The organism is Vreelandella sp. ssv (assembly GCF_059448525.1).
In genome coordinates this window covers 1,540,142-1,561,962 of record NZ_CM182545.1, presented here as the reverse complement: position 1 = coordinate 1,561,962, position 21,821 = coordinate 1,540,142, and the positions used below count along the sequence as shown (strand labels likewise).

At 54.3% G+C, this 21,821-nt stretch carries 21 protein-coding genes and 1 other RNA gene; 4 read left to right on the top strand and 18 right to left on the bottom strand.

Going from position 1 to position 21,821, the window contains the following annotated elements; genetic code table 11:
- Positions 1-15: 15 nt before the first annotated feature.
- From AC5TBW_RS07150 to rsmI, 13 genes are all read right to left on the bottom strand, one after another.
- Entirely contained in the window at positions 16-948 is a 933-nt protein-coding gene (locus AC5TBW_RS07150; protein WP_495511393.1) for a D-alanine--D-alanine ligase, read from the bottom strand.
- Complete coding sequence (gene murC, locus AC5TBW_RS07145; protein WP_495511926.1) at positions 945-2,393, bottom strand: UDP-N-acetylmuramate--L-alanine ligase; 1,449 nt, start codon at positions 2,391-2,393, stop codon at positions 945-947. Before murC ends, AC5TBW_RS07150 begins: the two co-directional genes overlap by 4 nt.
- A 17-nt stretch (positions 2,394-2,410) precedes the next feature.
- Positions 2,411-3,508 carry an undecaprenyldiphospho-muramoylpentapeptide beta-N-acetylglucosaminyltransferase gene (gene murG, locus AC5TBW_RS07140; RefSeq protein WP_495511392.1) on the bottom strand — a complete coding sequence of 366 codons (1,098 nt, stop codon included), beginning with the start codon at positions 3,506-3,508 and terminating at the stop codon, positions 2,411-2,413.
- Positions 3,509-3,541: 33 nt separating this feature from the next.
- Positions 3,542-4,723: a putative lipid II flippase FtsW gene (ftsW, locus tag AC5TBW_RS07135; RefSeq protein WP_495511391.1), complete on the bottom strand. Its 1,182-nt coding sequence runs from the start codon at positions 4,721-4,723 to the stop codon at positions 3,542-3,544.
- Complete coding sequence (murD, locus tag AC5TBW_RS07130; RefSeq protein WP_495511390.1) at positions 4,720-6,108, bottom strand: UDP-N-acetylmuramoyl-L-alanine--D-glutamate ligase; 1,389 nt, start codon at positions 6,106-6,108, stop codon at positions 4,720-4,722. The genes ftsW and murD overlap by 4 nt, the downstream gene beginning before the upstream one ends.
- A 72-nt stretch (positions 6,109-6,180) precedes the next feature.
- Positions 6,181-7,263 (bottom strand): phospho-N-acetylmuramoyl-pentapeptide-transferase, encoded by a 1,083-nt coding sequence (gene mraY / locus AC5TBW_RS07125; RefSeq protein WP_495511389.1) that lies wholly within the window; start codon positions 7,261-7,263, stop codon positions 6,181-6,183.
- A 9-nt stretch (positions 7,264-7,272) separates the two neighbouring features.
- Positions 7,273-8,631 carry a UDP-N-acetylmuramoyl-tripeptide--D-alanyl-D-alanine ligase gene (locus tag AC5TBW_RS07120; RefSeq protein ID WP_495511388.1) on the bottom strand — a complete coding sequence of 453 codons (1,359 nt, stop codon included), beginning with the start codon at positions 8,629-8,631 and terminating at the stop codon, positions 7,273-7,275.
- Positions 8,631-10,124 carry a UDP-N-acetylmuramoyl-L-alanyl-D-glutamate--2,6-diaminopimelate ligase gene (locus AC5TBW_RS07115; RefSeq protein WP_495511387.1) on the bottom strand — a complete coding sequence of 498 codons (1,494 nt, stop codon included), beginning with the start codon at positions 10,122-10,124 and terminating at the stop codon, positions 8,631-8,633. Before AC5TBW_RS07115 ends, AC5TBW_RS07120 begins: the two co-directional genes overlap by 1 nt.
- Before the next feature lie 18 nt (positions 10,125-10,142).
- On the bottom strand, positions 10,143-11,849 hold the full coding sequence (locus tag AC5TBW_RS07110) for a peptidoglycan D,D-transpeptidase FtsI family protein (protein ID WP_495511386.1): 1,707 nt from the start codon (positions 11,847-11,849) through the stop codon (positions 10,143-10,145).
- Positions 11,846-12,181, bottom strand: a complete 336-nt coding sequence (gene ftsL, locus AC5TBW_RS07105; protein ID WP_495511385.1) for a cell division protein FtsL — start codon at positions 12,179-12,181, stop codon at positions 11,846-11,848. Before ftsL ends, AC5TBW_RS07110 begins: the two co-directional genes overlap by 4 nt.
- Positions 12,182-12,219: 38 nt before the next feature.
- On the bottom strand, positions 12,220-13,176 hold the full coding sequence (rsmH, locus tag AC5TBW_RS07100) for a 16S rRNA (cytosine(1402)-N(4))-methyltransferase RsmH (RefSeq protein WP_495511384.1): 957 nt from the start codon (positions 13,174-13,176) through the stop codon (positions 12,220-12,222).
- Between the two features lie 67 nt (positions 13,177-13,243).
- Positions 13,244-13,614: RNase P RNA component class A (gene rnpB, locus AC5TBW_RS07095), an RNA gene on the bottom strand.
- 32 nt (positions 13,615-13,646) lie between these two features.
- A complete protein-coding gene (rsmI, locus tag AC5TBW_RS07090) occupies positions 13,647-14,504 on the bottom strand; it encodes a 16S rRNA (cytidine(1402)-2'-O)-methyltransferase (RefSeq protein ID WP_495511383.1) in 858 nt (285 codons plus the stop codon).
- A gap of 114 nt (positions 14,505-14,618) precedes the next feature.
- On the opposite strand from rsmI, the gene AC5TBW_RS07085 reads away from it, so the two are divergent.
- From AC5TBW_RS07085 to AC5TBW_RS07070, 4 genes are all read left to right on the top strand, one after another.
- Positions 14,619-16,124 (top strand): penicillin-binding protein activator, encoded by a 1,506-nt coding sequence (locus tag AC5TBW_RS07085; RefSeq protein ID WP_495511382.1) that lies wholly within the window; start codon positions 14,619-14,621, stop codon positions 16,122-16,124.
- Positions 16,114-16,485 (top strand): YraN family protein, encoded by a 372-nt coding sequence (locus AC5TBW_RS07080; RefSeq protein ID WP_495511381.1) that lies wholly within the window; start codon positions 16,114-16,116, stop codon positions 16,483-16,485. Before AC5TBW_RS07085 ends, AC5TBW_RS07080 begins: the two co-directional genes overlap by 11 nt.
- Before the next feature lie 21 nt (positions 16,486-16,506).
- Positions 16,507-17,097, top strand: a complete 591-nt coding sequence (locus AC5TBW_RS07075; RefSeq protein ID WP_071692837.1) for a phosphoheptose isomerase — start codon at positions 16,507-16,509, stop codon at positions 17,095-17,097.
- A gap of 86 nt (positions 17,098-17,183) precedes the next feature.
- Complete coding sequence (locus tag AC5TBW_RS07070; RefSeq protein WP_495511380.1) at positions 17,184-17,756, top strand: BON domain-containing protein; 573 nt, start codon at positions 17,184-17,186, stop codon at positions 17,754-17,756.
- Between the two features lie 78 nt (positions 17,757-17,834).
- Here AC5TBW_RS07070 and AC5TBW_RS07065 read toward each other — a convergent pair whose 3' ends face one another.
- The 5 genes from AC5TBW_RS07065 to petA all read right to left on the bottom strand — a co-directional run bounded on the left by AC5TBW_RS07065 (position 17,835) and on the right by petA (position 21,809).
- On the bottom strand, positions 17,835-18,341 hold the full coding sequence (locus AC5TBW_RS07065; RefSeq protein WP_495511379.1) for a ClpXP protease specificity-enhancing factor: 507 nt from the start codon (positions 18,339-18,341) through the stop codon (positions 17,835-17,837).
- A 66-nt stretch (positions 18,342-18,407) separates the two neighbouring features.
- Positions 18,408-19,034 (bottom strand): stringent starvation protein SspA, encoded by a 627-nt coding sequence (gene sspA / locus AC5TBW_RS07060; RefSeq protein ID WP_240716517.1) that lies wholly within the window; start codon positions 19,032-19,034, stop codon positions 18,408-18,410.
- Positions 19,035-19,183: 149 nt separating this feature from the next.
- A complete protein-coding gene (locus AC5TBW_RS07055) occupies positions 19,184-19,951 on the bottom strand; it encodes a cytochrome c1 (protein ID WP_495511378.1) in 768 nt (255 codons plus the stop codon).
- On the bottom strand, positions 19,951-21,210 hold the full coding sequence (locus tag AC5TBW_RS07050; RefSeq protein ID WP_495511377.1) for a cytochrome b: 1,260 nt from the start codon (positions 21,208-21,210) through the stop codon (positions 19,951-19,953). Before AC5TBW_RS07050 ends, AC5TBW_RS07055 begins: the two co-directional genes overlap by 1 nt.
- Positions 21,210-21,809, bottom strand: a complete 600-nt coding sequence (petA, locus tag AC5TBW_RS07045; RefSeq protein ID WP_495511376.1) for a ubiquinol-cytochrome c reductase iron-sulfur subunit — start codon at positions 21,807-21,809, stop codon at positions 21,210-21,212. Before petA ends, AC5TBW_RS07050 begins: the two co-directional genes overlap by 1 nt.
- Between the last annotated feature and the right edge of the window lie 12 nt (positions 21,810-21,821).

Sequence of the window (21,821 nt, the reverse complement as noted above, 5' to 3'; positions counted from 1 at the left end):
AATACGCCATAACGATCATTGCCCACCAGCGGTATTCAATATTTCCATCACTAGTTCGTCAAAGGTGATGCCCGCATGCGCCGCCGCTTGGGGAACCAAGCTATGATCGGTCATCCCAGGAACAGTATTCACTTCCAGTAACCAGAAACGCCCTTCGCTATCGTGCATAACATCAACACGTCCCCAACCTACCCCGCCGATGGCTGCAAATGCCTCCTGGCATAGACTCGCTAGTGCACCTTCCTGCTCTGATGTCAGGCCACATGGCAAATGGTACTGCGTGGTATTGGATATATATTTGGCTTCGTAATCATAGAAACCACCAGGCACTTCAACGCGAATCGCTGGCAACACTTGGTCACCTAGCAGCGCGACCGTGTATTCATCGCCCACTATAAAGCGCTCCGCCATGACGCGGGCGTCGAACTTTGCCGCCTCATGATACGCGGCTTCAAGCGCGGCCTGACTTTTAACGATACTAATACCCAGCGTTGAGCCTTCATGCACCGGCTTCACAATGAGCGGCAAGCCGAGCTGGGCGACCACAGCAGACCAGTCCGAACGGGCATCCAGCATAATGCTTTCAGGCGTAGGCAGGCCTACCGCACTCCACACCTGTTTGGTACGCTGTTTATCCATGCCTAGCGCTGAAGCGAGCACTCCGCTACCGGTGTAGGGGATATTAAGTAACTCCAATGCCCCTTGCAGAGTGCCGTCTTCACCGCCGCGCCCGTGCAAGGCAACGAAGACAACAGAGGGAGCCAACTGCTCTAATCCCACCAGGCCGTGGTTGCGGGGATCATAACCACAGGCATCGACGCCCTTGCGTTGAAGGGCTTCAAGTATTGCCGCGCCGCTTTTAAGCGACACCTCACGCTCGGCAGACGTACCGCCGTAAATGACAACGACTTTTCCTTGCGACTCAGGGGTTGTTACGTCAACGCTCACAGATCTACCTCGTTCATCGCTAGCTGTGCCTGTGCCAGGCGCAGGGAAATCCCCCCCACGTCACCGGCACCCTGGGTAATTAGAATATCGCCTGGACGTAACACTTTGGTTAATAGCGCAGGCAATTCATGTTTATGCTCAACAAACAGCGGGTCGACCTCACCCCGCTGGCGAATAGAGCCAGCCAACGTCCTTCCTTCGGCACCAGGAATGACAGCTTCACCGGCGCTATAAACATCTAGCAGCACAAGTGTATCGACTTGAGAAAGCACGCGTACAAAGTCTTCGTATAAATCGCGGGTGCGGCTATAGCGATGAGGCTGATAAAGCATGACTAAACGACGTTCGGGCCATCCAGCGCGTACGGCCTGAATAACCATATCGACCTCACGCGGGTGGTGACCATAGTCATCCACCAGCATAATGTCTCCGCCGCCTTTAGGCGCAGGGAAGTTGCCATGCACCTGAAAGCGGCGCCCTACGCCTGCAAAACCCGCCAATCCGCTCAAAATAGCGCTATCGCTGACACCTGCATCCGTGGCCACGACAATCGCAGCCATCGCATTCAGGGCATTGTGGCGACCCGGCATGGCCAGACGAACCGCTAGCGGCTCAGCGCCGCCTGGGCGTAATGCAGTGAACGAAACCTCTCCGCCGCGCTGAGCGAAATCGACAATGCGGTAATCGGCATCACTATCAAACCCATAGGTTACAAACTGGCGTTTTATCTGCTCACACAGCACACGCACATGCGGATCATCGATACAGAGCACAGCCAATCCATAAAACGGAAGGTTATGCAGAAATTCGATAAAGGTACTTTTCAGCCGCTCGAAGTCACCACCATAGGTCGCCATGTGGTCAGCATCGATATTAGTAACGATCGATACCATCGGCTGCAGATGCAAAAACGAGGCGTCCGACTCATCGGCTTCGGCAACGAGGTAATCACCCTCCCCGAGACGAGCATTGGCACCGGCGCTGGTCAACTTACCGCCAATAACGAAGGTGGGATCCAAGCCCCCTTCTGCCAACAGGGTTGCGGTCAAACTGGTCGTCGTCGTTTTGCCATGGGTGCCTGCCACGGCGATACCATGGCGAAAACGCATTAACTCAGCGAGCATTTCTGCTCGACGCACCACGGGTACCCGATGCTCATGGGCCCAGCGAATTTCAGGATTGGTCTCATCGATAGCGCTTGACACAACGACCACGTCAGCGCTTTCTACGTTTTCCTCAGCGTGGCCGATATCGACGCATACACCACACTGACGCAATCGCTCTATCACCGAGGAGTTTTTCATATCGCTACCGCTGACGGTGTAGCCTTGATTAGCCAGCACCTCTGCGATACCGCACATCCCGGCCCCACCGATGCCGACAAAATGAATACGCCGAATTCGACGCATACCAGGTCCAGCAGTGGTACTACGGGCGGGTGTCATAGTTTTGTCTGTATCAGTCACGCAGAGTCTCCTAACGGCATCATCGCCAAACAGCCCTCAGCTAGGCGCTTTGTCGCGTCTAAATACGCGGCCTGGCGGGCATTTGCCGCCATCGCAGCTAGGGTGTTGGGGACGAGCAACTCATTTAAAAATTCGCTTAAACGCTCAACGGTCAGCTCAGACTGAACAACGCACTTTGCAGCACCTGCTTTGACCAACACTTGGGCGTTGATCCGTTGATGGTCATCGACGGCAAAAGGAAAGGGCACCAATAACGCAGGCTTAGCGGCTGCGGCTAACTCCGCAACGGTGAGCGCGCCAGAACGGCACACCACTAAATCGGCCCACTCGTAGGCCGCAGCCATATCATCAATAAAGGAGCTAACGTCAGCTTTTACGCCATGCTGCTGATAGTTTTCGGCAGTGGCAATATCACGATCTTTGCCCGCCTGATGGCGGATCTCAGGACGCTGTTCAATAGGCAGTGCAGCCAGCGCTGGTGCTAAGCGCTCGTTAAGAGCCACGGCCCCTAATGAGCCTCCCACCACCAGTAAGCGAAGGGGACGAACGGCAAGTGTTTTAGCATCCCGTGGCGAACTGCCCAAGGTGGCAATATCGTCACGCACAGGGTTGCCAATCACTTCTGCCCGAGAGCCAAATGCGTCTGGAAAAGCGGCATAGGTACGCTTAGCCAGGCGAGATAAAACGCGATTTGTCAGCCCCGCGACAGCGTTCTGCTCGTGGATAACCAGAGGCACACGCATCAACCAGGCTGCCAAGCCGCCTGGGCCACTGGCGAAGCCCCCCAAACCAACTACCACATGGGGTTTAAATTCACGCATAACGGCGCGGGCCTGCAAAATCGCACGACTTAGGTTTAGTGGCGCTTTAAGCCAGCCCGTCAAACCATTGCCGCGCAGTCCGCTAACCGCAATGGTATGAAGGGTAATATTTGCATCGGGCACCAAGCGATTTTCAATTCCCCTAGGGCTTCCTAGCCACTCTACGTCTACCTGCTGCGCCTGCAATGCTTTAGCAAGTGAAAGAGCAGGAAACACGTGGCCGCCGGTGCCGCCGGCCATTATCAACACTCGTCGCCTAACGTCAGTCTTCACATCAAACTCCTGATAGCATCAAGCGGCATAGCGTTACGATAAACGCGGTTCATGGCGCGATTTATAGGGGGTGGACGCGCGTCGGGGACGATGACGTGTTTCAGCATCCGTGCGCAGCAGTAGCCCCACCATTATGCCTGTCACTAGCAGGCTAGAGCCGCCATAGCTCATCAGCGGCAGCGTTAGCCCTTTGGTCGGCAGCAGCCCGGAACTTACCGCCATGTTGATAAACGCCTGGGCGGCTACGACAAAGCCGATTCCGTAGCTGACATAAGCGCCAAATAGATGCCCTGCTAACTCAGCTTTGCGCCCTATCCACATAGCGCGGGCAATAAACAACGTGAACAACATCACGACGATAATCGCGCCGATCATACCCAACTCTTCAGCGATCACAGCAAAGATAAAGTCGGTATGCGCTTCGGGCAGGTAATGCAGTTTTTGCACACTGTTACCCAAGCCAGTGCCCGTTACATGACCCCGCCCGAAGGCAATTAACGCCTGGGTTAACTGATAGCCGGTCGCAAACTGATCGGCCCAGGGGTCTAAAAAACTGGTCCACCGAGCAAGCCTGTAGGGTTCTATCAGCACCATCACTACCGCCCCAGAGCCAAGCAGCAACCCGCTACCAACCAGCAGCACCAGCGAGGCCCCACACATCATCAGCATGCCAATCACGCAGACGGTAAACACCACCATCCCGCCGAAATCAGGTGCTAAAAATAGCAGCCCAATCGGCACGGCCAGCACGGCCAGTGGGCGCCACATGCTGAACGCTCGGCGACGCAAATCGTAGGTAAAACGCGACATAAACGCCGCCATATAGAAAATCAGCCCGACTTTGGCAAATTCGGAGACCTGTAAACTCGGCAATGGCCCCGGCAATGCTATCCAGCGCTTACTACCATTGATCTCCTGACCAACAATCAGCACCAACACCAATAGAAAAATAGCAGCGAGTAGAATTAGCGCTGCGTTTTGGCGCCACACTTCAAGCGGCACGCAGAGCATAAATATACAGGCGATGATGGCAAGCACCAGGAAAACGCCATGCTGACGCGAGTAGTGATAGGTATCTTCCAACAACCCAATCGATGCCGAACTTACCATAACCCAGCCTAAGCCCGCCAAGGCTACCGCTGCCATTATTAGCCAAACATCGCAAGGCATGTCACGGGTGGTCAGAGTCGTGCGAAGACGCTGAAGTCGGCTCATAGCACTTCCCCGGCTGAAGTCGATGCTTTATCCAGCACCCAGCGGCGGAACGCCTCGCCGCGCGCTGGGTAATTGGCAAATTGATCCAGGCTTGCACAGGCGGGTGACAGCAGCACACAGTCACCCTGCTGGGCGAGTTCAAACGCGGCCTGCATGGCCTGGGTTAAATCGTCAACTTGCTGGGTCGTTACATGCCCATGCAGCGCTTCGGCCAGCCGCTGAGCGTCTCTGCCAAACAACAGCACGTGGCGCGCGCTGGCTGCTAAGGGTTTGGCCAACGGGCTAAAGTCTGCGCCTTTGCCAATCCCTCCCGCGAGTAAAATCAAACGTCCTTTCAGAGTAGAACCAATGCCATTAATGGCCGCTAAGGTGGCGCCTACGTTGGTACCTTTCGAATCATTGACCCAGGTGACACCATTAATCTGGGCAATGACTTCACTGCGGTGCTCCAAGCCGTTAAATTCGCGCAGCACGCTGCACATGGGCTCAGCTGCAAAGCCCAACACCTGCCCCATAGCCAGTGCTGCCAAAGCATTGAGATAGTTGTGCTGGCCAACCATTTTTAACTCATCAATAGCCAACCAAGGGGTCGAGCCTTGCATTAACGTCAGCTTCGCATGGTGAAGCGCCAGCCCCCACTCGCTCCCCTTTGGGGCTGCTTGCGTAAAGTAAGTCACTTGGTCGACGGGATATTCAGGCCACGTATTAGGATCATCGGCATTCACCACGGCATGCTCGGCACCCATAAAAATACGCTGTTTGGCGGCACGATAGCCGTGCATATCGCCATGACGATCCAGGTGGTCTTCGGATAAGTTAAGAAAGGCAGCACAACGGGCATTCAAGTGGGGTGTCATTTCAAGCTGAAAGCTTGAAAGCTCTAAGATATAGAGCGCGGCATCGGGATGGCTGGCCAACAGATCCAGCGCGGGGGTGCCAAGATTCCCTCCCACCGCCGCATTAACACTGGCAGCAGCAGCCATTTCTCCCAGCAACGAAGTGACTGTTGACTTGGCATTGGATCCGGTAATAGCGGCGATGGGGGCGTTAACGGCACGTACAAACAGAGCCATCTCGCCCACCACCATCGGTTCGCCTGTGCGCGGGTTTAGTTGTTCCGCCAGCTGTATCAAGCCAGGCATTCTCGGATCAAGACCAGGGCTAACCACGACCTCTTCAACGTCACACAGCTCCAGTGACGTTAACGGGCCACAGTGAATTTCAACACCGGGATGAGCGGCTTTAAAGTCATCCAACCCCGGAGGTTCGGCACGTGTATCCGCTACCATGTAGGGCACTTTTAAGCGGCTCAAATGGCGGCATATCGCTCGACCCGACAGCCCCAGCCCTACCACTAGCGTTAATCCTTTAGCAACTCGAACCATCACCGGTTTCCTCTCGCCTCATGCTCTCGACCCGTCGACCCACTTTTGGCCATTGGCATCAACGCACATTCATTAACGAACCTTGAGCGTTGCGAGGCCGAGCAGCACCAGCACCACGGTAATGATCCAAAAACGCACGATTACCCGCGGCTCAGGCCAACCCTTCAATTCATAGTGGTGATGCAATGGCGCCATTCGGAAGATGCGCCGACCGGTGAGTTTGTAGGAGCCCACCTGAAGAATAACCGATACGGTTTCCATGACAAAAATACCCCCCATGATAAACAGCACGACCTCCTGACGCACGATCACTGCGACTACACCCAAAGCAGCCCCTAGCGCCAAGGCCCCCACATCACCCATAAAGACCTGAGCGGGATAAGTGTTAAACCACAAGAAGCCAAGCCCCGCGCCCGCAATAGTGGCGCAAAACACTGCCAGTTCACCGGTTCCTGCAATGAATGGAATATGCAGGTACTCGGCAAACACGGTATTGCCACTCGCATACGCAAACACCGACAGGCCCATGGCGACCAATACCGTAGGCATAATGGCCAAGCCATCAAGACCATCGGTTAAATTAACCGCATTGGAGCTACCTACAATGACAAAGTAGGTAAGCACGATATAAAAAACGCCCAGCGGCAGAGCCACTTCCTTAAATAGCGGCACCAACAAACTGGTTTCAACCGGCGTGGAGGCAGTTAGATAGAGGAGTACAGCGGCTCCCAAGCCTACGACTGATTGCCAGAAATACTTCCACCGGGCTGGCAAACCGCGCGGGTTTTTCTCGACCACCTTGCGGTAATCATCCACCCAGCCAATGGCACCAAAACCTAGCGTGACCCCCAGCACCACCCAGATATAGAGGTTGGTTAAGTCACCCCATAGCAAAGTACTCATGGCAATGGCCAACAGTATCATCGCCCCGCCCATGGTCGGGGTACCTGCCTTGGAAAGGTGGGACTGCGGGCCGTCGTCGCGCACGGATTGACCGATTTGGCCTTCGACTAAACGCCGAATCATCCATGGCCCTAGCCATAAGCAGAGCATCAATGATGTGAGGGCGCCTAAAATCACACGCAGAGTTAAATAATTAACGACCTGAAAATCAGATTGGTACTGCGACAGAAAATTCGCCAAGTGAAGTAACATGAACGGCGTTTACCTTATTTCATCCGAGCGCAGTGCATTGACGACATGTTCCATGCCCGCACTGCGCGACCCTTTCACCAACAATGTGGTGTCCGGCGGCAAAGTATTAATGACATGACGCGTTAGCGCCTCGTGATCGTTAAAATGCAGCCCACGACCAAAGGCTTCGCTGGCGGCACGCGCGTCATCGCCCAGCGTTAAAAATTCATCAATGCCAAGCTCGGCGGCATAGCGGCCAACTTCTGCGTGCAGCGCTGCGGAGTCGTCTCCTAGCTCGCCCATCGCCCCAAGCGCACACCAGCGGGGGGGTGGGCAGCTCGCCAGAGTATCCAGTGCCGCTTTGACCGCCCCCGGGTTGGCATTATAGGTATCATCAAGCAAGCTGGCGCCTCGCAAGCCAGGCACTACTGTCAACCGACCCGTTAGCGCTTTTAGGGCCTCAAGACGAACCACGACCTGCTCTTCCGCCACACCTAGCGTTAATGCCGCGGCTGCAGCGGCCAACGCATTGCTGACATTGTGCTTGCCAAGAAGCGGCAAACGCACGCGGCCCAGCGCTCGGCCCTGATGCATTAGCGTGAAAGCATACCGCCCTTGCGGATCACAGGAAAGCGCTGAGGCGCTCACGTCCGCCTGGGGGTGAAAGCCAAAGCTAACGACTCGCCCTGGAGCAGCACGTGCAGCCCAAAACGAATAGTAGTGATCATCGCGGTTCACAATGGCCGTGCCCTGCTCGCTCAGCCCGGCAAGCAGCTCGCTTTTCGCCTGAGCGATCTGCCCCATGCCGCCGAATTCACCCACATGGGCTCCGGTGACATTGGTAATAATCGCCACATCAGGCTTTGCCAATGGGGCTGTCCAGGCAATTTCACCTAAATGATTAGCGCCGAGCTCTATCACTGCGGCTTGATGATCCGGCTGCAATCTCAATAATGTCAGCGGCGCACCAAAATCATTATTCAAATTACCCTGGGTGGCTAACACGCTGCCTAGTGGCGCCAACAGGGCAGCACACATCTCCTTAACGGTCGTTTTACCACTGTTGCCGGTTATCGCCACCAAAGGACCCTGCCACGTTTGCCGATGCGCGCCAGCAAGTAGCCCTAGCGCTAGGCGTGTATCAGGGCATACCAATTGGGGTAAATCGCACGCTATGGGGGCAGCGACCACCGCCGCCGCAGCGCCAAACTCAAGCGCGTGTTCAACAAAATCATGACCGTCAAAATTAGGCCCCTTTAGCGCAACAAACAGGCACCCTGGGGTAATTTTGCGACTATCGGTCACTACTGAATTTATGCAGAGCTGTTCATTTTCACTGGGCGCCTCAATGCACAGAACCGAGGCAATTTCACCAAGAGCCCAGCGCATTATTGACGTCTCCGGGCGGCAAAGGCGCGCTGGATCTCTTCGCTATCGGCATAAGCATGGCGCACCCCTTTGATATCCTGATATGCCTCATGACCTTTGCCGGCAATTAGCACGACATCCTGGGCGGTGGCTTGTTGAATTGCGGTCGCTACGGCCTTGCGCCGCTCGCCAATTTCAATAGGCTTCGCGTCGTCAGAAAAACCGGACAAAATCTGTTGACGGATTTGCTCAGCGGGTTCATGTCGGGGATTATCGTCGGTAATGATAATATGATCTGCCAACGGCTCTGCGGCGTTAGCCATTTCGGCTCGCTTACCGGTATCGCGCTCGCCACCACAGCCAAAGACGCACCACAATTCGCCTGCATCGCCCAAGTGGGCTCGCAGCGCTTTCAGTGCGTTATGCAGAGCATCAGGTGTATGGGCATAATCAACGATGACGCTGGGTGCATTAGCATCACGATAGAGTTCCATACGCCCATGTACCGGCGTAAGCGAAGAGGCGGCCAAGAAGAGTTGATCGAGTGATTCACCTAACCCATACAGTACGGCCATCGCCAGTAGCACGTTATCTAAGTTAAAACGCCCCATTAAACCTAAACTGAGCATTTTCTCGCCATCGGGAGTCGCGATCATGGCCTGCTGACCCTGCTCAGATGGCTGCCAGTCCAGCACGCGCAATGTAACGGCCTCATCTTTGCCCGTCGCCAGTACACGCACGTTGCTGTTGCAACCTGCCAGCATTAAACGCGCTAAGGGGTCATCCCCATTAACTACCGCCAGGCTGAGCTCAGAGCGCCGGAAAAGCTTCGCTTTGGATGCCGCATAGGCAGCCATACTACCGTGGTAGTCCAAATGGTCGCGAGTCAGATTGGTAAACACGCCCACGCTGACATTTACCGTTTCTAAACGATGCTGATCAAGGGCATGGGAAGAAGCTTCAAGAGCCACACGACGCACCCCTTGACTGGCAAGCTCACCCAGCGTTGATTGAAGCGCTAAGGAACCCGGCGTGGTTAGACCACTATCACGCAACTCACCGGGGCGGCCAACGCCCAGCGTACCTACCAAGCCTGTTGGGGTGCCCAACGCCTCGCTGAGGGCCGCAATATAGTGGGTGACCGAGCTCTTACCATTGGTACCGGTCACGCCGATCACTTCAATATCGTTAGGTACTTTAAACAAAGCTCGACCTAACTCACCTAAACGCATCGAAAGGTGTGGCAGCTTCAGCACACGACCTTCCAGCAGCACATCACCGTGGGCACCCTGCGCTAATACAAGGGCAGCGCCAGCCTCAAGCGCTTGCTCGATAAAGTCTCGACCATCACGCTGACTGCCCGGCACTGCCACAAAAATATCGCCCGCTTGAAGCTTGCGGGAATCCATTTCAATGCGCACACGATCCGGAAGTTCAGGAAGGTCTGCGGGCAGCGGTGACTTAGGCCATACTTGTGCAAGTGCCGTCGTCACATCGACTGGACTCAGCGTCATGAAATCTCCTTTAAAAAACTACTCTGCATCGTGATCTGGCGGAACGTCCAGCAAGCGCAATGCATTACCCGTCACACTGGAAAAAACCGGGGCAGCGACAGCACCACCATAAAACTCGCCAGCTTTGGGATGATCAATCATCACTACCGTGACAATACGTGGATCAGAAATAGGCGCTATGCCTGCAAAAACACTGCGATACGCATCGGTGGTATAGCCCTGTTGGCCTATTTTACGCACTGTGCCCGTTTTACCCCCGACGCGATAGCCCTCGACACGGGCTCGCCGCCCGCCGGTATAGGCCGCCACTGAGGTTTCCAGTATCTGCAACAGATCATTGGCAACCGAGGGCTCTATCGCAGGGATGCCTTGAGGCGGTTCGGAAAGACGCAGTAGCGAGGGTGGTAAACGCACACCATCATTGGCTAACGCAGTGTAGGCACTGGCCAGTTGGACCGCGGACACAGACAGACCGTAACCATAGGAGAGCGTCGCTCGCTCGCTGCGGGACCAACGAACCGGTGCCGGCAGGCTGCCGGTGGACTCACCAGGAAAACCAGTGCCAGGCGCTTGCCCTAACCCTAACTGATTATACTTTTCCCAAATAGCCGTGTCGCTCAACCTCAACGCCAGTCGTGACATCCCGACATTCGAAGAGTGCTCCAGAATGCCAGCCAAATCCAGGTCACCATAATTACGGAAATCACGGATGGTGAACTGATCAAGCCGCATCCAGCCCGGCGAGGTGTCCACGATAGCGTCGCGATCCACCACGCCACTCTCTAATACGGCGGCCATGGCCAGCGGTTTCATCACCGAGCCCGGCTCGAATACATCGACCAACGCCTGGTTACGTAACCCACGTGGATCAAGCCCTGCTCGGTTATTAGGGTTGTAAGAGGGCAAGTTAGCCATGGCCAACACCTCTCCCGTGCGGGCATCCATCATCACCAACACGCCTCCGTCAGCCTCATTCTCGGCCACCGCAGCGCGTAGCTCCCGATAGGCCATATACTGAATACGCTGATCAATGGAGAGGGTCAGCTCCCCCCCCGGCTGGGCTTCATTAATGACACCCAGCTCGCGCACCAAGCGACCACGGCGATCCTTGATAACCCGCCGCTGACCTGGACGTCCCGCTAGGTAAGGCTGGTAAGAGAGCTCTAACCCCTCCTGACCGACATCATCAACATTGGTCACCCCCAGCAGTTGGGCGGCGACCTCACCGGCAGGATAGTAGCGTTTATATTCACGCTGCGGGTAAACACCGGGCGTGCGCAGGTTAAGAATCTGCTGGGCCGCCGCGGGGGTCATCTGGCGCCGCAAATACATGAATTCATGCTCGCTAAAACGCGCTACCCGCGCCTCAAAATCACCTAATGACATACCCAGTGCTTGGGCTAACATAACGCGCTGAATAGCATCCTCGGGCAATTCTTGTGGATTGGCCCAGATGGTCACGACAGGTGTGGAAATCGCCAACGGCTCGCCATTACGATCAGTAATCATACCGCGGTGTGCGGGGATTGTTTCGTGGCGGAGAGTACGGGCGTCGCCCTGGCTTTGTAGAAAGGGTCTATCAATAACCTGAAGAAGGGTAATACGGCCGATTAAGATAGCCGACGCCAAGCCAATCGCAAGCAAGATAAACACAAACCGTCCGCCGCCCAAAGCGGGCGCAATCGGCGCCTGGCGGGAGGTGCCTCCTCGACGCTCACCTCTCATGGCCGAATCACCTCAACATCATGGACATCGGGGATTCGCATGCCCAGGCGCTCAGTGGCAATTTTTTCAATACGGGCAGGCGTTGACCATGCGCCCTCCTCAAGCAGCAGCTGCCCCCACTCTGTTTGCAGCTGGTTCTCCTCTTGCTCTAGCTGCTGCAGTTGAGCAAATTGAACCCGTGTCATATGAGTAGTGATGACCACGCCTAACCCAGAGGCCATGCAGAGTAAAAATAGCAAACTAATCACCACTGGCCAGGGGTGTAAACGCAGTTTGAAAGGCCACTCGGTGCGTAGCGTGGTTGTCCACTGCTCAATCCGATCCATGCTCATGATTACATCCGTGATTACATCTGTGATGACATCCGTGATTACATCCGCTTGCGTGCGGCGCGCATGACGGCACTTCGCGAGCGAGGGTTGGCATCCACCTCTGCCTCATTTGGCCGCACGCCTTTACCTAGCGCCTCAAGGCGCCTATTCAATTGATCATCGCGAATAGGTACCCCGCGCGGAAGATCCGTGTCACCGCGAACGTGATGGCGGATAAAACGCTTCACGCGACGATCTTCCAGCGAGTGAAAACTAATAACCACTAAGTGCCCCCCGGGGGCAAGCGCCTCGAGCGCCGCATCAAGCGCACTGTCTAACTGCTCAAGCTCCCCGTTGACAAATATACGCAGCCCTTGAAATGCTTTCGTGGCAGGGTGGCGACCTTTTTCCCAGGCGGGATGGGCAACTTTAAGCACTTCAGCTAAATCGACCGTATGGGTAAATGGCTTCTCGACTCGGCGAGTCACCACAGCACGGGCTAGACGCTTGGCATAGCGCTCTTCACCATAGGTTTTAAATACATAGGCAATATCAGCTTCACTGGCACGCGCAAGGAATTCAGCAACGCTCTGGCCTTGAGTCGGATCCATACGCATATCCAGCGGGCCATCACGCATAAAACTAAAGCCGCGTTCGGGATCATCAAGCTGTGGGGAAGAAACGCCGACATCAAGCAATACGCCGGAGAGCTTCCCGAAAACGCCTTGTTCACGGGCAAACTCGGCAAGCTGAGCAAACTCACGCTGAGTAATTTGAAAGCGCGGATCATTAATGTCAGTCGCTGCGGCAATGGCTTGGGGATCGCGGTCCATGGCGAGCAACTGACCTTGCTCGCCCAAACGATCAAGAATTACCCGTGAGTGGCCGCCTCTCCCGAAAGTACCGTCTAAATAGATACCTTGGTCATCATGCACCAGGGCATCAACAGCACCCTCCAGTAGTACGCTGGTATGGCGAAAGCGGGAAGCAACCTGTTCAGCGTCAGGAGAAGACATTTTTTTCTCACACAAGATGTTAGGAACAACGTAATAAAGAGCGTGCATGCACGCCCTGATGTGGAAATGGGGGAGTCGGCCGATAAGCCGGGTTCTGTCGTGGACAGCCATTCCTCTAGGCGCTGCGTTACCACAGCGCTCAAGCAACCTACCCGGACCCAGCGCGGGCCACGCCATTGGGTCCCTATTTGGTCTTGCTCCGAGTGGGGTTTACCATGCCACGCACTGTTACCAGGCGCGCGGTGCGCTCTTACCGCACCCTTTCACCCTTACCGGCCCCTGAGGTTTATTTCAGGGACTTAGGCGGTCTACTCTCTGCTGCACTTTCCGTCGGCTCGCACCGCCCAGGCGTTACCTGGCACTCTGCCCTATGGAGCCCGGACTTTCCTCCCCCGATACCTTTTAAGGGGTATCAGCGGCGACTGTCTGGCCAACTCCGGCGGCAAGCATACCAGTGCCCTCGATTTGCCTCAATGCTCGCCTTTAATTGCTTGCAAACGAGCATACCAAACTTGCTTGCGACCACCGAGCATTCGCGCGGCGATGGCAGCACCCTGCTTAACTCCCACGCCCTCCAACAGCAGCGCCTCTAATAAGGCACTAGCTGATATATCCTGATGCTCGCCCTGCTCAACCGGGGGTGCCCCGGCTACAATCACGACAAATTCGCCGCGAGCTTGATTAGGATCAGCAGCTAACTGCGCAAGCAAGCTCTCGGGCGTCCCGTGCAAAAAAGTTTCGAAGGTTTTGGTCAGCTCGCGGGCTAACACAACATCCCGCCCGGCCATTTGCTCCTGCAACGCTTCAAGGGTATGCACAATACGATGCGGCGATTCATAAAATACCAGTGTCTCTTCACGGGCTTTCCAACCCTCTAGCGCTTGGCGTCGAGCGCCTGGCTTGGCGGGCAAAAACCCGGCAAACACAAACTTATCGGTGGGTAGACCCGCTCCCGAAAGCGCGGTAATCAGCGCGCAGGGGCCCGGGATGGGCACGATATGCCGATTGCGCGCCCGCAGTTCGCGCACCAATACAAAGCCAGGATCACTAATCAACGGTGTCCCTGCGTCACTGATTAAGGCAATATCCTCGCCTGCGGCAAGATACCCGTCCAAGGTTTCCACCCGACGCGCTTCGTTGTGTTCATGCAATGAGAGCATGGGCTTGTTTAGCCCCAAGTGCGCCAGCAGGCGTCCACTGTGGCGCGTATCTTCAGCCGCAATCCGCGTTACTTGGCTTAACACCTTTACGGCACGAGTCGTTAAGTCGTCCAAATTCCCAATTGGCGTGGCAACCACGTACAATGTGCCCGGATTATGGTCTGTCATTGTTGATTCTCAATTCGTTGATGGCTTGCTCTGCCGGTGCGCTATGCTTGTGCAGTGGCCTCGGCAATCGCTGGCAAGCAGCGACAGCGCAAATGGAAACTTAAGGAAGGATACATGAAACAGTCATTACGTGGCTTACTCGCCGCGACCCTTGTGGCATTTCTCGTTGCTGGCTGTGCGATGCAGCCGCCAAGCGTGGTGGACCGCGTGCCTGCTGAAGACCCAGGTCAGCTACTCAGCCAAGCGGAACAACAGGCGCCGGAGCAAGCAGCCAGAACGCGCTTGGAAGCGGCCAATATCTTGGCTAAACAAGGTGAGCGTGAAAAAGCCTTTGAGACCGCAGGTGGCATTGATGAAAGCCTGTTATCAGAGCCTGATCGCGTGCGTTGGGCGCTGTTATTTTCCGAACTGGCCCGAGCTTTAGATGAGCCACGCTCAGTGCTGCGCGCCACTCAAGTATTGGACGACGAACTACCGATGCAAGCGAACCAGCAACAAACGCTTGAGGAGCGCCAGAGCTGGGCACGCGAAGCGCTTGACCAGCCGGGGGCTGTCAAGGTCGCACTGCCTGAGCTTGAAGGTCAGGATATACGTCGTATCGTGGTAGCCCTGCCCGAATCAGGCCCGCTAAGCAGCGTTGCCAACACCATCGCCACCGCCATGCGCCAGCATCACCAAGTTAAAGGTGGCAATGTCGAGTTAAGCTTCCTTGACGCGTCGCGTTACTCACTGGATGAGCTATATGATCGCGCTCAACAGATGAATGCTCAGCTAATGATTGGCCCACTAGATAAAGATCAAGTCACTCAGCTTGAACAGCGCGACAGCGTACCCCTGCCCACTCTTGCGCTCAACTATGGCAATGGCGACAACAATCAAGCTCAACGGCTTTTCCAATACGGCCTTTCAGCTGAGGATGAAGCCCGTCAAGCCGCTCGTCGCGCCTGGCAAGACGGCCACCGCCAGATGTCCATGATGGTGCCCGACAACGGCTGGGGACGCCGAGTCGGTGAAGCTTTTTGGAATGAGTGGCACAGCCAGGGGGGAGAAATCACCAATGCCGTACGTTATAACCCTAGTAGCTCGGTATCTAACGCCGTTAAAACCGCTCTTAACGTCAGCGGTGAACGCGCTCGTTTAAATAATATTGACGCCCTCTTCCTGCTCGCTTTACCGGAATATGCGCGTCAAGTACCGCCTACCATGGACTACTACTACGCGCCCAACCTACCCATTTACGCCACGTCTCATTTGCATGAGGGACGCCTGCAAACTCGTCTCGACCAAGATCTTAATGACGTGATGTTTGTAGATATTCCTTGGCAAATCCCGGACGCCGCGGTTGGCGGTGAAGAGGCTCTTCCCTTTGCATCAACCTATCAGAGCTTAAGCGATGAATCTGATGCGTCCATGTTCCGCTTAATGGCAATGGGTGTTGATGCTTACGAGCTGGCCATTCGCTTCTCAAATCTGGCCCAACTTAACGGCTTGAACGGCAGTACCGGCAAGCTGTACTTAAACGACGACGGACGTATTTACCGTGAACTGCCCTGGGCAAAATTCCAGAACGGCGTTCCATCGCCCATTTTAATCCCCGGCATGGAAGACAGTGGCGAATAACGCCCAAACTGCTCGTGCCCGCGGTGCCGCCATTGAGCAAATTGCTGCTCAATGGCTGTGTCAGCAAGGCCTCGTTCTCGTCACTCAGAATCATCACGTGAAAGGGGGCGAACTTGACTTGATAATGCGAGATGGCGATATTCTTGTCTTTGTCGAGGTCAAACACCGCACAACGACGCGCTACGGACATCCGCTGGAAACTATTACCCACCAGAAGCAGCAGCGACTAGTGCGTGCAGCAAGGCTATATATCGCCCGCGGCGGGCTTTCATCGCCATGCCGCTTTGATATCCTGGCGATTACGGGCAAGTCACCCGATCTCGATTTTCACTGGGTGAAAGCTGCTTTTGATGCCTTTTGACTCTACAACCAGGAAGCCCTGATGGACTTTCAATCTCGTATACTTGGCCACTTTAACGCCAGCATCGACACCAAAACGTATGCCAGCGAAGTGCTTCCACCTTTTATTGAAGTGGCAAGCCAAATGATGGTGCAATGCCTTGTTAGCGAAGGGAAAATTCTTGCATGCGGCAATGGCGGCAGTGCCGGTGACAGCCAGCATTTCTCCTCTGAGCTGCTAAACCGCTTTGAGCGTGAGCGGCCAAGCCTTCCGGCATTAGCACTGACGACCGACACCTCCACACTCACCTCTATTGCCAATGACTACAGCTATAACGAGGTGTTTTCAAAACAGATCCGCGCCTTAGGGCAACCGGGTGATGTGCTGCTGGCTATTTCAACCAGCGGCAATTCGGGCAATATTGTACAAGCCATTCAAGCAGCCCATGATCGCGAAATGACCGTTGTCGCTCTGACTGGCCGCGATGGCGGTGACATGGCGTCACTATTAGGACAAGACGATTGTGAAATTCGCGTACCCGCCACCTCGACGGCCCGCATTCAAGAGGTTCACCTTCTGGTGATTCACTGTCTATGCGACCTTATCGACGAACAGTTGTTTGGTAGCGCTTAAACGCCTAATGAAAGCACCACGAACTAAGTCCTTACAAACAATGTCTTTCACTGAATGCTTAACTGCAACATCAAGGAGCCTTACCGATGACCCAACGCCTCTCCTCTCGTGGCTTCATGGCCGCGGCGCTTTGCGCGGTAATTTTTGTCACTGGCTGTGCCAACAATTCAGCCTCAAATCAATCCAACTACGCCCAACGTAGCGAAGATGTAGAAGCCGTTGATGCGACGATTGAGCGTGAAGTTGATGATGCATTGAAGCGCGCCGACGCACGACTAGGCGACGCCCGCATTCGTGCCCATAGCTATAACGGCGTTGTACTACTGGTGGGACAAGTGCCTAGCGAAGAACTTCGCAATATGGCAGGCGAAGTGACGGGCAACCTGCGCGGCGTTAGTAAAGTGCACAATGAGCTCACCATTGCCGCTCGCCTTCCGGCCAGTCAGCGCCTGGCTGATACTTGGTTAACCACCAATGTCATTAGTCACCTGGCGACGAATGACCGCATCGACTCATCAAAGCTAAAAGTAACCACTGAAAACGCCAGTGTATACCTAATGGGCCGCGTCACTCGCGAAGAAGCGGATCGCATTGTCAATGCAGCCTCGTCCGTTGGCGGCGTACAGCGGATTGTTAAAGTATTTGATTACATCGACTAAACATCACGCTAGCGTGATGTACAGGCGTTAAAAAGCCTCGCCCAAATGAGCGAGGCTTTTTTATGGAAATACCAGGACCTATTTAACGACACGCAGGGTTGGTTTCTTCTTCGCCTTGCTCATCGCTTGTGCCCCTTTATCAGCATCTTCGCTTGATGCATTTGAATCACCGCCGCCCTTTTCAGTAACAGGCTCAGTGATCGACAGCTCAGGCTTCGAAAATGCCTTATCTTCATCCTCAATACTACCTAAGGACTCATCGGCATCATTCAACTCAGGCTCATGACCAAACACCATGCCAGTGCCGTTCTCACGAGCATAAATAGCAATTAACGCGGGGATAGGGATCATCACTTGCATAGGCTGCCCACCGAAGCGCGCGTTAAAGCCTATCGCCTGATTCTCCATAAATAGATCACGCACAGCGGTCGGTGCCACGTTCAAAACAATCTGGCCATTCTGAACAAACTGACGAGGCACTTCTACTCCAGGCAACGTCGCATCAACGACCAGATAAGGCGTTAATTCATTATCCAGCAGCCATTCATAAAGCGCTCGGGCGAGATAGGGCCGACTCGATTTCATCTAGACTCCCTCCTCCTTACAAGTAAGGCTCCCTGCCTTAAACCAGCAACCAGGAGCCGTATGAATTCAAGCGCGCATCTCTTTTTCACGCTCACTTAAAGAGGCCTTAAACGCTTCACGCTCGAATACTCGCGACATGTATGCCAGCAACGGTTTGACCTGCTTTTCTGGCAACTCAATGTTGAGATCCGGCAAACGCCACAGCACAGGCGCTAAACAGCAATCCACGAGCGTAAATTCTTCGCTCATGAAATATGGCATATCTTCAAAAATCGGCGATATGCCAATTAAGCTTTCGCGCAGCTCTTTACGCGCTTTATCCGCTTCTTTTTTACCACCGCTGCGAATCTGATCGACCATTGGGCACCACTCACGCTCAATGCGATGCATCCATAGACGACTTTGCGCACGCGCCACTGGGTAAACAGGCAGCAGCGGAGGATGCGGAAAACGCTCATCCAGATACTCCATCATGACTTTGGACTCATAAAGCACCAAGTCACGATCTAACAGCGTTGGCACACTGTTGTACGGATTGAGGTCTGCTAGCTCTTCGGGTGGTTTTTCGTCGAGAACATCGACGATATCAACGGCAACCCCCTTTTCGGCCAGCACAATGCGCACACGATGACTGAAATGATCATCACTACCTGAGTAAAAAATCATCGACGACCGCTTGGCCACAACACCCATGAAAGCACCCTCACTTCAAAACAATCTTGGATAATAACACGCCAGCACGCCCTTAGGGGAAGCTAGCTTGCTTTGCTTCTTTGCCATACTGACAAGCAAAAGGCGCACGGCTTACACCGTGCGCCCTACTGACGATCAGCTACTGCTAATTAGTGGATATCTCGCCAGTACTCACGCTTGAGCAGGTAAGCAATCACACCAAAAATGAAAATAAAGATCAGCACTTTAGGCGCCAGCGCCTGGGCCTGTAGCTTGGAAGGCTCGCCGACATATGCCAGGAAGTTAGTAAGATCATACATCGCTTCCTCAAACTCAGCAGGCTCAAGCTCACCCGGCTCAGTGACTTGCAGCACGTCACAAGACTGATATTTACCCGACAACGCATCCGGCTCTTGTCCTTCAACCGGATGGTCAGTTTCAGCACACACCAGCTCTTGCACGCCCTGCAAAGGCTCCAACACGTTAGGCATTGCTACCAGATCAAAGACCGTGTTGTTAACACCCGTTGGACGGCTGGGATCTTTATAGAAACTGAGCAGATAGGAGTAAATCCAGTCGGTTCCACGCACACGCGCTTTAAGCGATAGATCGGGCGGCGGTGCGCCAAACCAGCTCTCTGCATCGCCACTATCCATGGCGATATGCATCTGATCGTTATAGGCCAATTCAGGCGAGAAAATCAGATTCTCTTCAACCAGGCCCTGAGGCATTCCCAAATCGTCTGCCGCACGAGCAAAACGCTGATACTGAAGCGAGTGGCAACCCATGCAGTAGTTAACATAGAGTTTCATGCCATTTTGCAGCGAGGCTTGATCGTGAAGATCAGGATCCATCGAGTGAGGCACACTAGCGCCTCCTGCAGCCATCGCAGTTACTGGCACTAAAGCGAAAAGGAGTCCAAATAGATGCTTTTTCATTAGCCAGTCACCCTTTCCGGAACGGGTTTAGTCTTCTCAAGCTTGGTGTAAATAGGCATCAAGACAAAGAAGGCAAAGTAAATCACGGTGCATGTTTGCGCCAGAATGGTTCGCCCTGTGGTTGATGGTAATACACCTAAAACACCGAGAATAACGAAGCTGATGGCAAACAGCAGCAACATCACTTTCGATATCCAGCCTTTGTAACGCATAGAGCGCACCGGACTACGATCCAACCAGGGCAGCACAAACAATATTGCAATTGCCGCGCCCATAAAGATAACGCCGAGGAACTTAGCTTCTAACCCAAGCACCGAGAAGGTAATCGCACGAAGAATGGCGTAGAACGGCGTCATATACCAAACGGGCGCAATATGGTCAGGGGTTTGCAGCGGGTTCGCCTGATCAAAGTTGGGTCGCTCAATAAAGTACCCACCGCCTTCTGGGAAGTAGAACACCACCACACAGAAAACGAACAGAAATACTGCTACGCCAACAAGGTCCTTAACCGTGTAGTAGGGATGGAAAGGAATCCCATCTAGCGGCACACCGGCTTCATCCTTCTTCTGCTTGATATCAATGCCATCTGGGTTATTGGAACCCACTTCATGCAGGGCAATAATATGTAGCACAACGAGCGCTAAAATAACGATGGGGAGAGCCACCACGTGCAGCGCGAAGAAGCGGTTAAGAGTAATACCCGAGATCAGGAAGTCGCCACGCACCCACTGCGCCAAATCAGGGCCGATAGCGGGAATGGCAGAGAATAGCGAAATGATGACCTGCGCACCCCAATAGGACATTTGGCCCCAAGGAAGCAGGTACCCCATGAAGGCTTCTGCCATCAGTACCAGGTAAATCGTCATGCCAAAGACCCACACTAATTCGCGGGGGGCTTTGTAAGAACCGTATAACAGACCACGGAACATATGCAGATAAACGACAAGAAAGAAGGCAGAGGCGCCGGTGGTGTGCATATAGCGAATCAACCAACCCCACTCCACATCCCGCATGATGTACTCGACAGAATCGAATGCACCTTCCGCAGAGGGATTAAAGCTCATCGTCAGCCAAACCCCTGTAAGGATTTGGTTAACCAGCGCCAGCAGCGCCAGGGAGCCGAAGAAGTACCAGAAGTTGAAGTTTTTCGGCGCGTAATATTTAGATAGATGCTCTTGCCACATTTGCGTCGCAGGAAAGCGATCATCTACCCACCGCATGAGGCCCTTTTCCGCTTTAGCTTTATTCGGATTACCCATTAGGCACTCTCCTCATCTTCGCCGATGACAATGATATCGTCATTCTCAAAGCGGTAGGGTGGAACCTCAAGGTTAATCGGCGCAGGAACATTACTGAACACACGACCAGCTAAGTCAAAGCGAGAGCCGTGACAAGGACAGAAGAAACCACCCGGCCAATTATCGACGCCGACTCCCTCGGCATCAGGCTCAGGGCGAAAAAGTGGCGAGCAACCTAAGTGCGTACAGATACCAATCAGAACACCAATTTCAGGTCGAATCGACCGCAACCCACCATCAATGTAGGGGGGTTGTTGTGGCACTTCCGAATCAGGATCAGCTAACTGGTCACCGGTCAGCGATTCAGTACGCTCAATCATCTCCGGCGTGCGGTTGATAATCCATATAGGACGACCACGCCACTCAACGGTCATACGTTGCCCTGGCTCAAGCCTGGATATATCCGCTTGAACGGGAGCACCCGCTGCTTTTGCCCTGGCACTAGGCTGCCAAGAAGCCACAAAGGGGACCGCAACCCCGACAGCACCTACCGCTCCCACAACGGAGGTGGCGCCTACGAGGAAACGGCGTCGGCCTTTGTTTACGCCGTTATCTGCCATTTCAGGTTTCTC

Bases quoted from the DNA above. Each gene is read 5' to 3' on its own strand.
- murC (WP_495511926.1), bottom strand. From the start codon at position 2,393: ATGACACCCGCCCGTAGTACCACTGCTGGACCTGGTATGCGTCGAATT.
- ftsW (WP_495511391.1), bottom strand. From the start codon at position 4,723: ATGAGCCGACTTCAGCGTCTTCGCACGACTCTGACCACCCGTGACATG.
- murD (WP_495511390.1), bottom strand. From the start codon at position 6,108: ATGGTTCGAGTTGCTAAAGGATTAACGCTAGTGGTAGGGCTGGGGCTG.
- mraY (WP_495511389.1), bottom strand. From the start codon at position 7,263: ATGTTACTTCACTTGGCGAATTTTCTGTCGCAGTACCAATCTGATTTT.
- AC5TBW_RS07120 (WP_495511388.1), bottom strand. From the start codon at position 8,631: ATGCGCTGGGCTCTTGGTGAAATTGCCTCGGTTCTGTGCATTGAGGCG.
- AC5TBW_RS07115 (WP_495511387.1), bottom strand. From the start codon at position 10,124: ATGACGCTGAGTCCAGTCGATGTGACGACGGCACTTGCACAAGTATGG.
- AC5TBW_RS07110 (WP_495511386.1), bottom strand. From the start codon at position 11,849: ATGAGAGGTGAGCGTCGAGGAGGCACCTCCCGCCAGGCGCCGATTGCG.
- ftsL (WP_495511385.1), bottom strand. From the start codon at position 12,181: ATGAGCATGGATCGGATTGAGCAGTGGACAACCACGCTACGCACCGAG.
- rsmH (WP_495511384.1), bottom strand. From the start codon at position 13,176: ATGTCTTCTCCTGACGCTGAACAGGTTGCTTCCCGCTTTCGCCATACC.
- rsmI (WP_495511383.1), bottom strand. From the start codon at position 14,504: ATGACAGACCATAATCCGGGCACATTGTACGTGGTTGCCACGCCAATT.
- AC5TBW_RS07085 (WP_495511382.1), top strand. From the start codon at position 14,619: ATGAAACAGTCATTACGTGGCTTACTCGCCGCGACCCTTGTGGCATTT.
- AC5TBW_RS07075 (WP_071692837.1), top strand. From the start codon at position 16,507: ATGGACTTTCAATCTCGTATACTTGGCCACTTTAACGCCAGCATCGAC.
- AC5TBW_RS07070 (WP_495511380.1), top strand. From the start codon at position 17,184: ATGACCCAACGCCTCTCCTCTCGTGGCTTCATGGCCGCGGCGCTTTGC.
- AC5TBW_RS07065 (WP_495511379.1), bottom strand. From the start codon at position 18,341: ATGAAATCGAGTCGGCCCTATCTCGCCCGAGCGCTTTATGAATGGCTG.
- sspA (WP_240716517.1), bottom strand. From the start codon at position 19,034: ATGGGTGTTGTGGCCAAGCGGTCGTCGATGATTTTTTACTCAGGTAGT.
- AC5TBW_RS07055 (WP_495511378.1), bottom strand. From the start codon at position 19,951: ATGAAAAAGCATCTATTTGGACTCCTTTTCGCTTTAGTGCCAGTAACT.
- AC5TBW_RS07050 (WP_495511377.1), bottom strand. From the start codon at position 21,210: ATGGGTAATCCGAATAAAGCTAAAGCGGAAAAGGGCCTCATGCGGTGG.
- petA (WP_495511376.1), bottom strand. From the start codon at position 21,809: ATGGCAGATAACGGCGTAAACAAAGGCCGACGCCGTTTCCTCGTAGGC.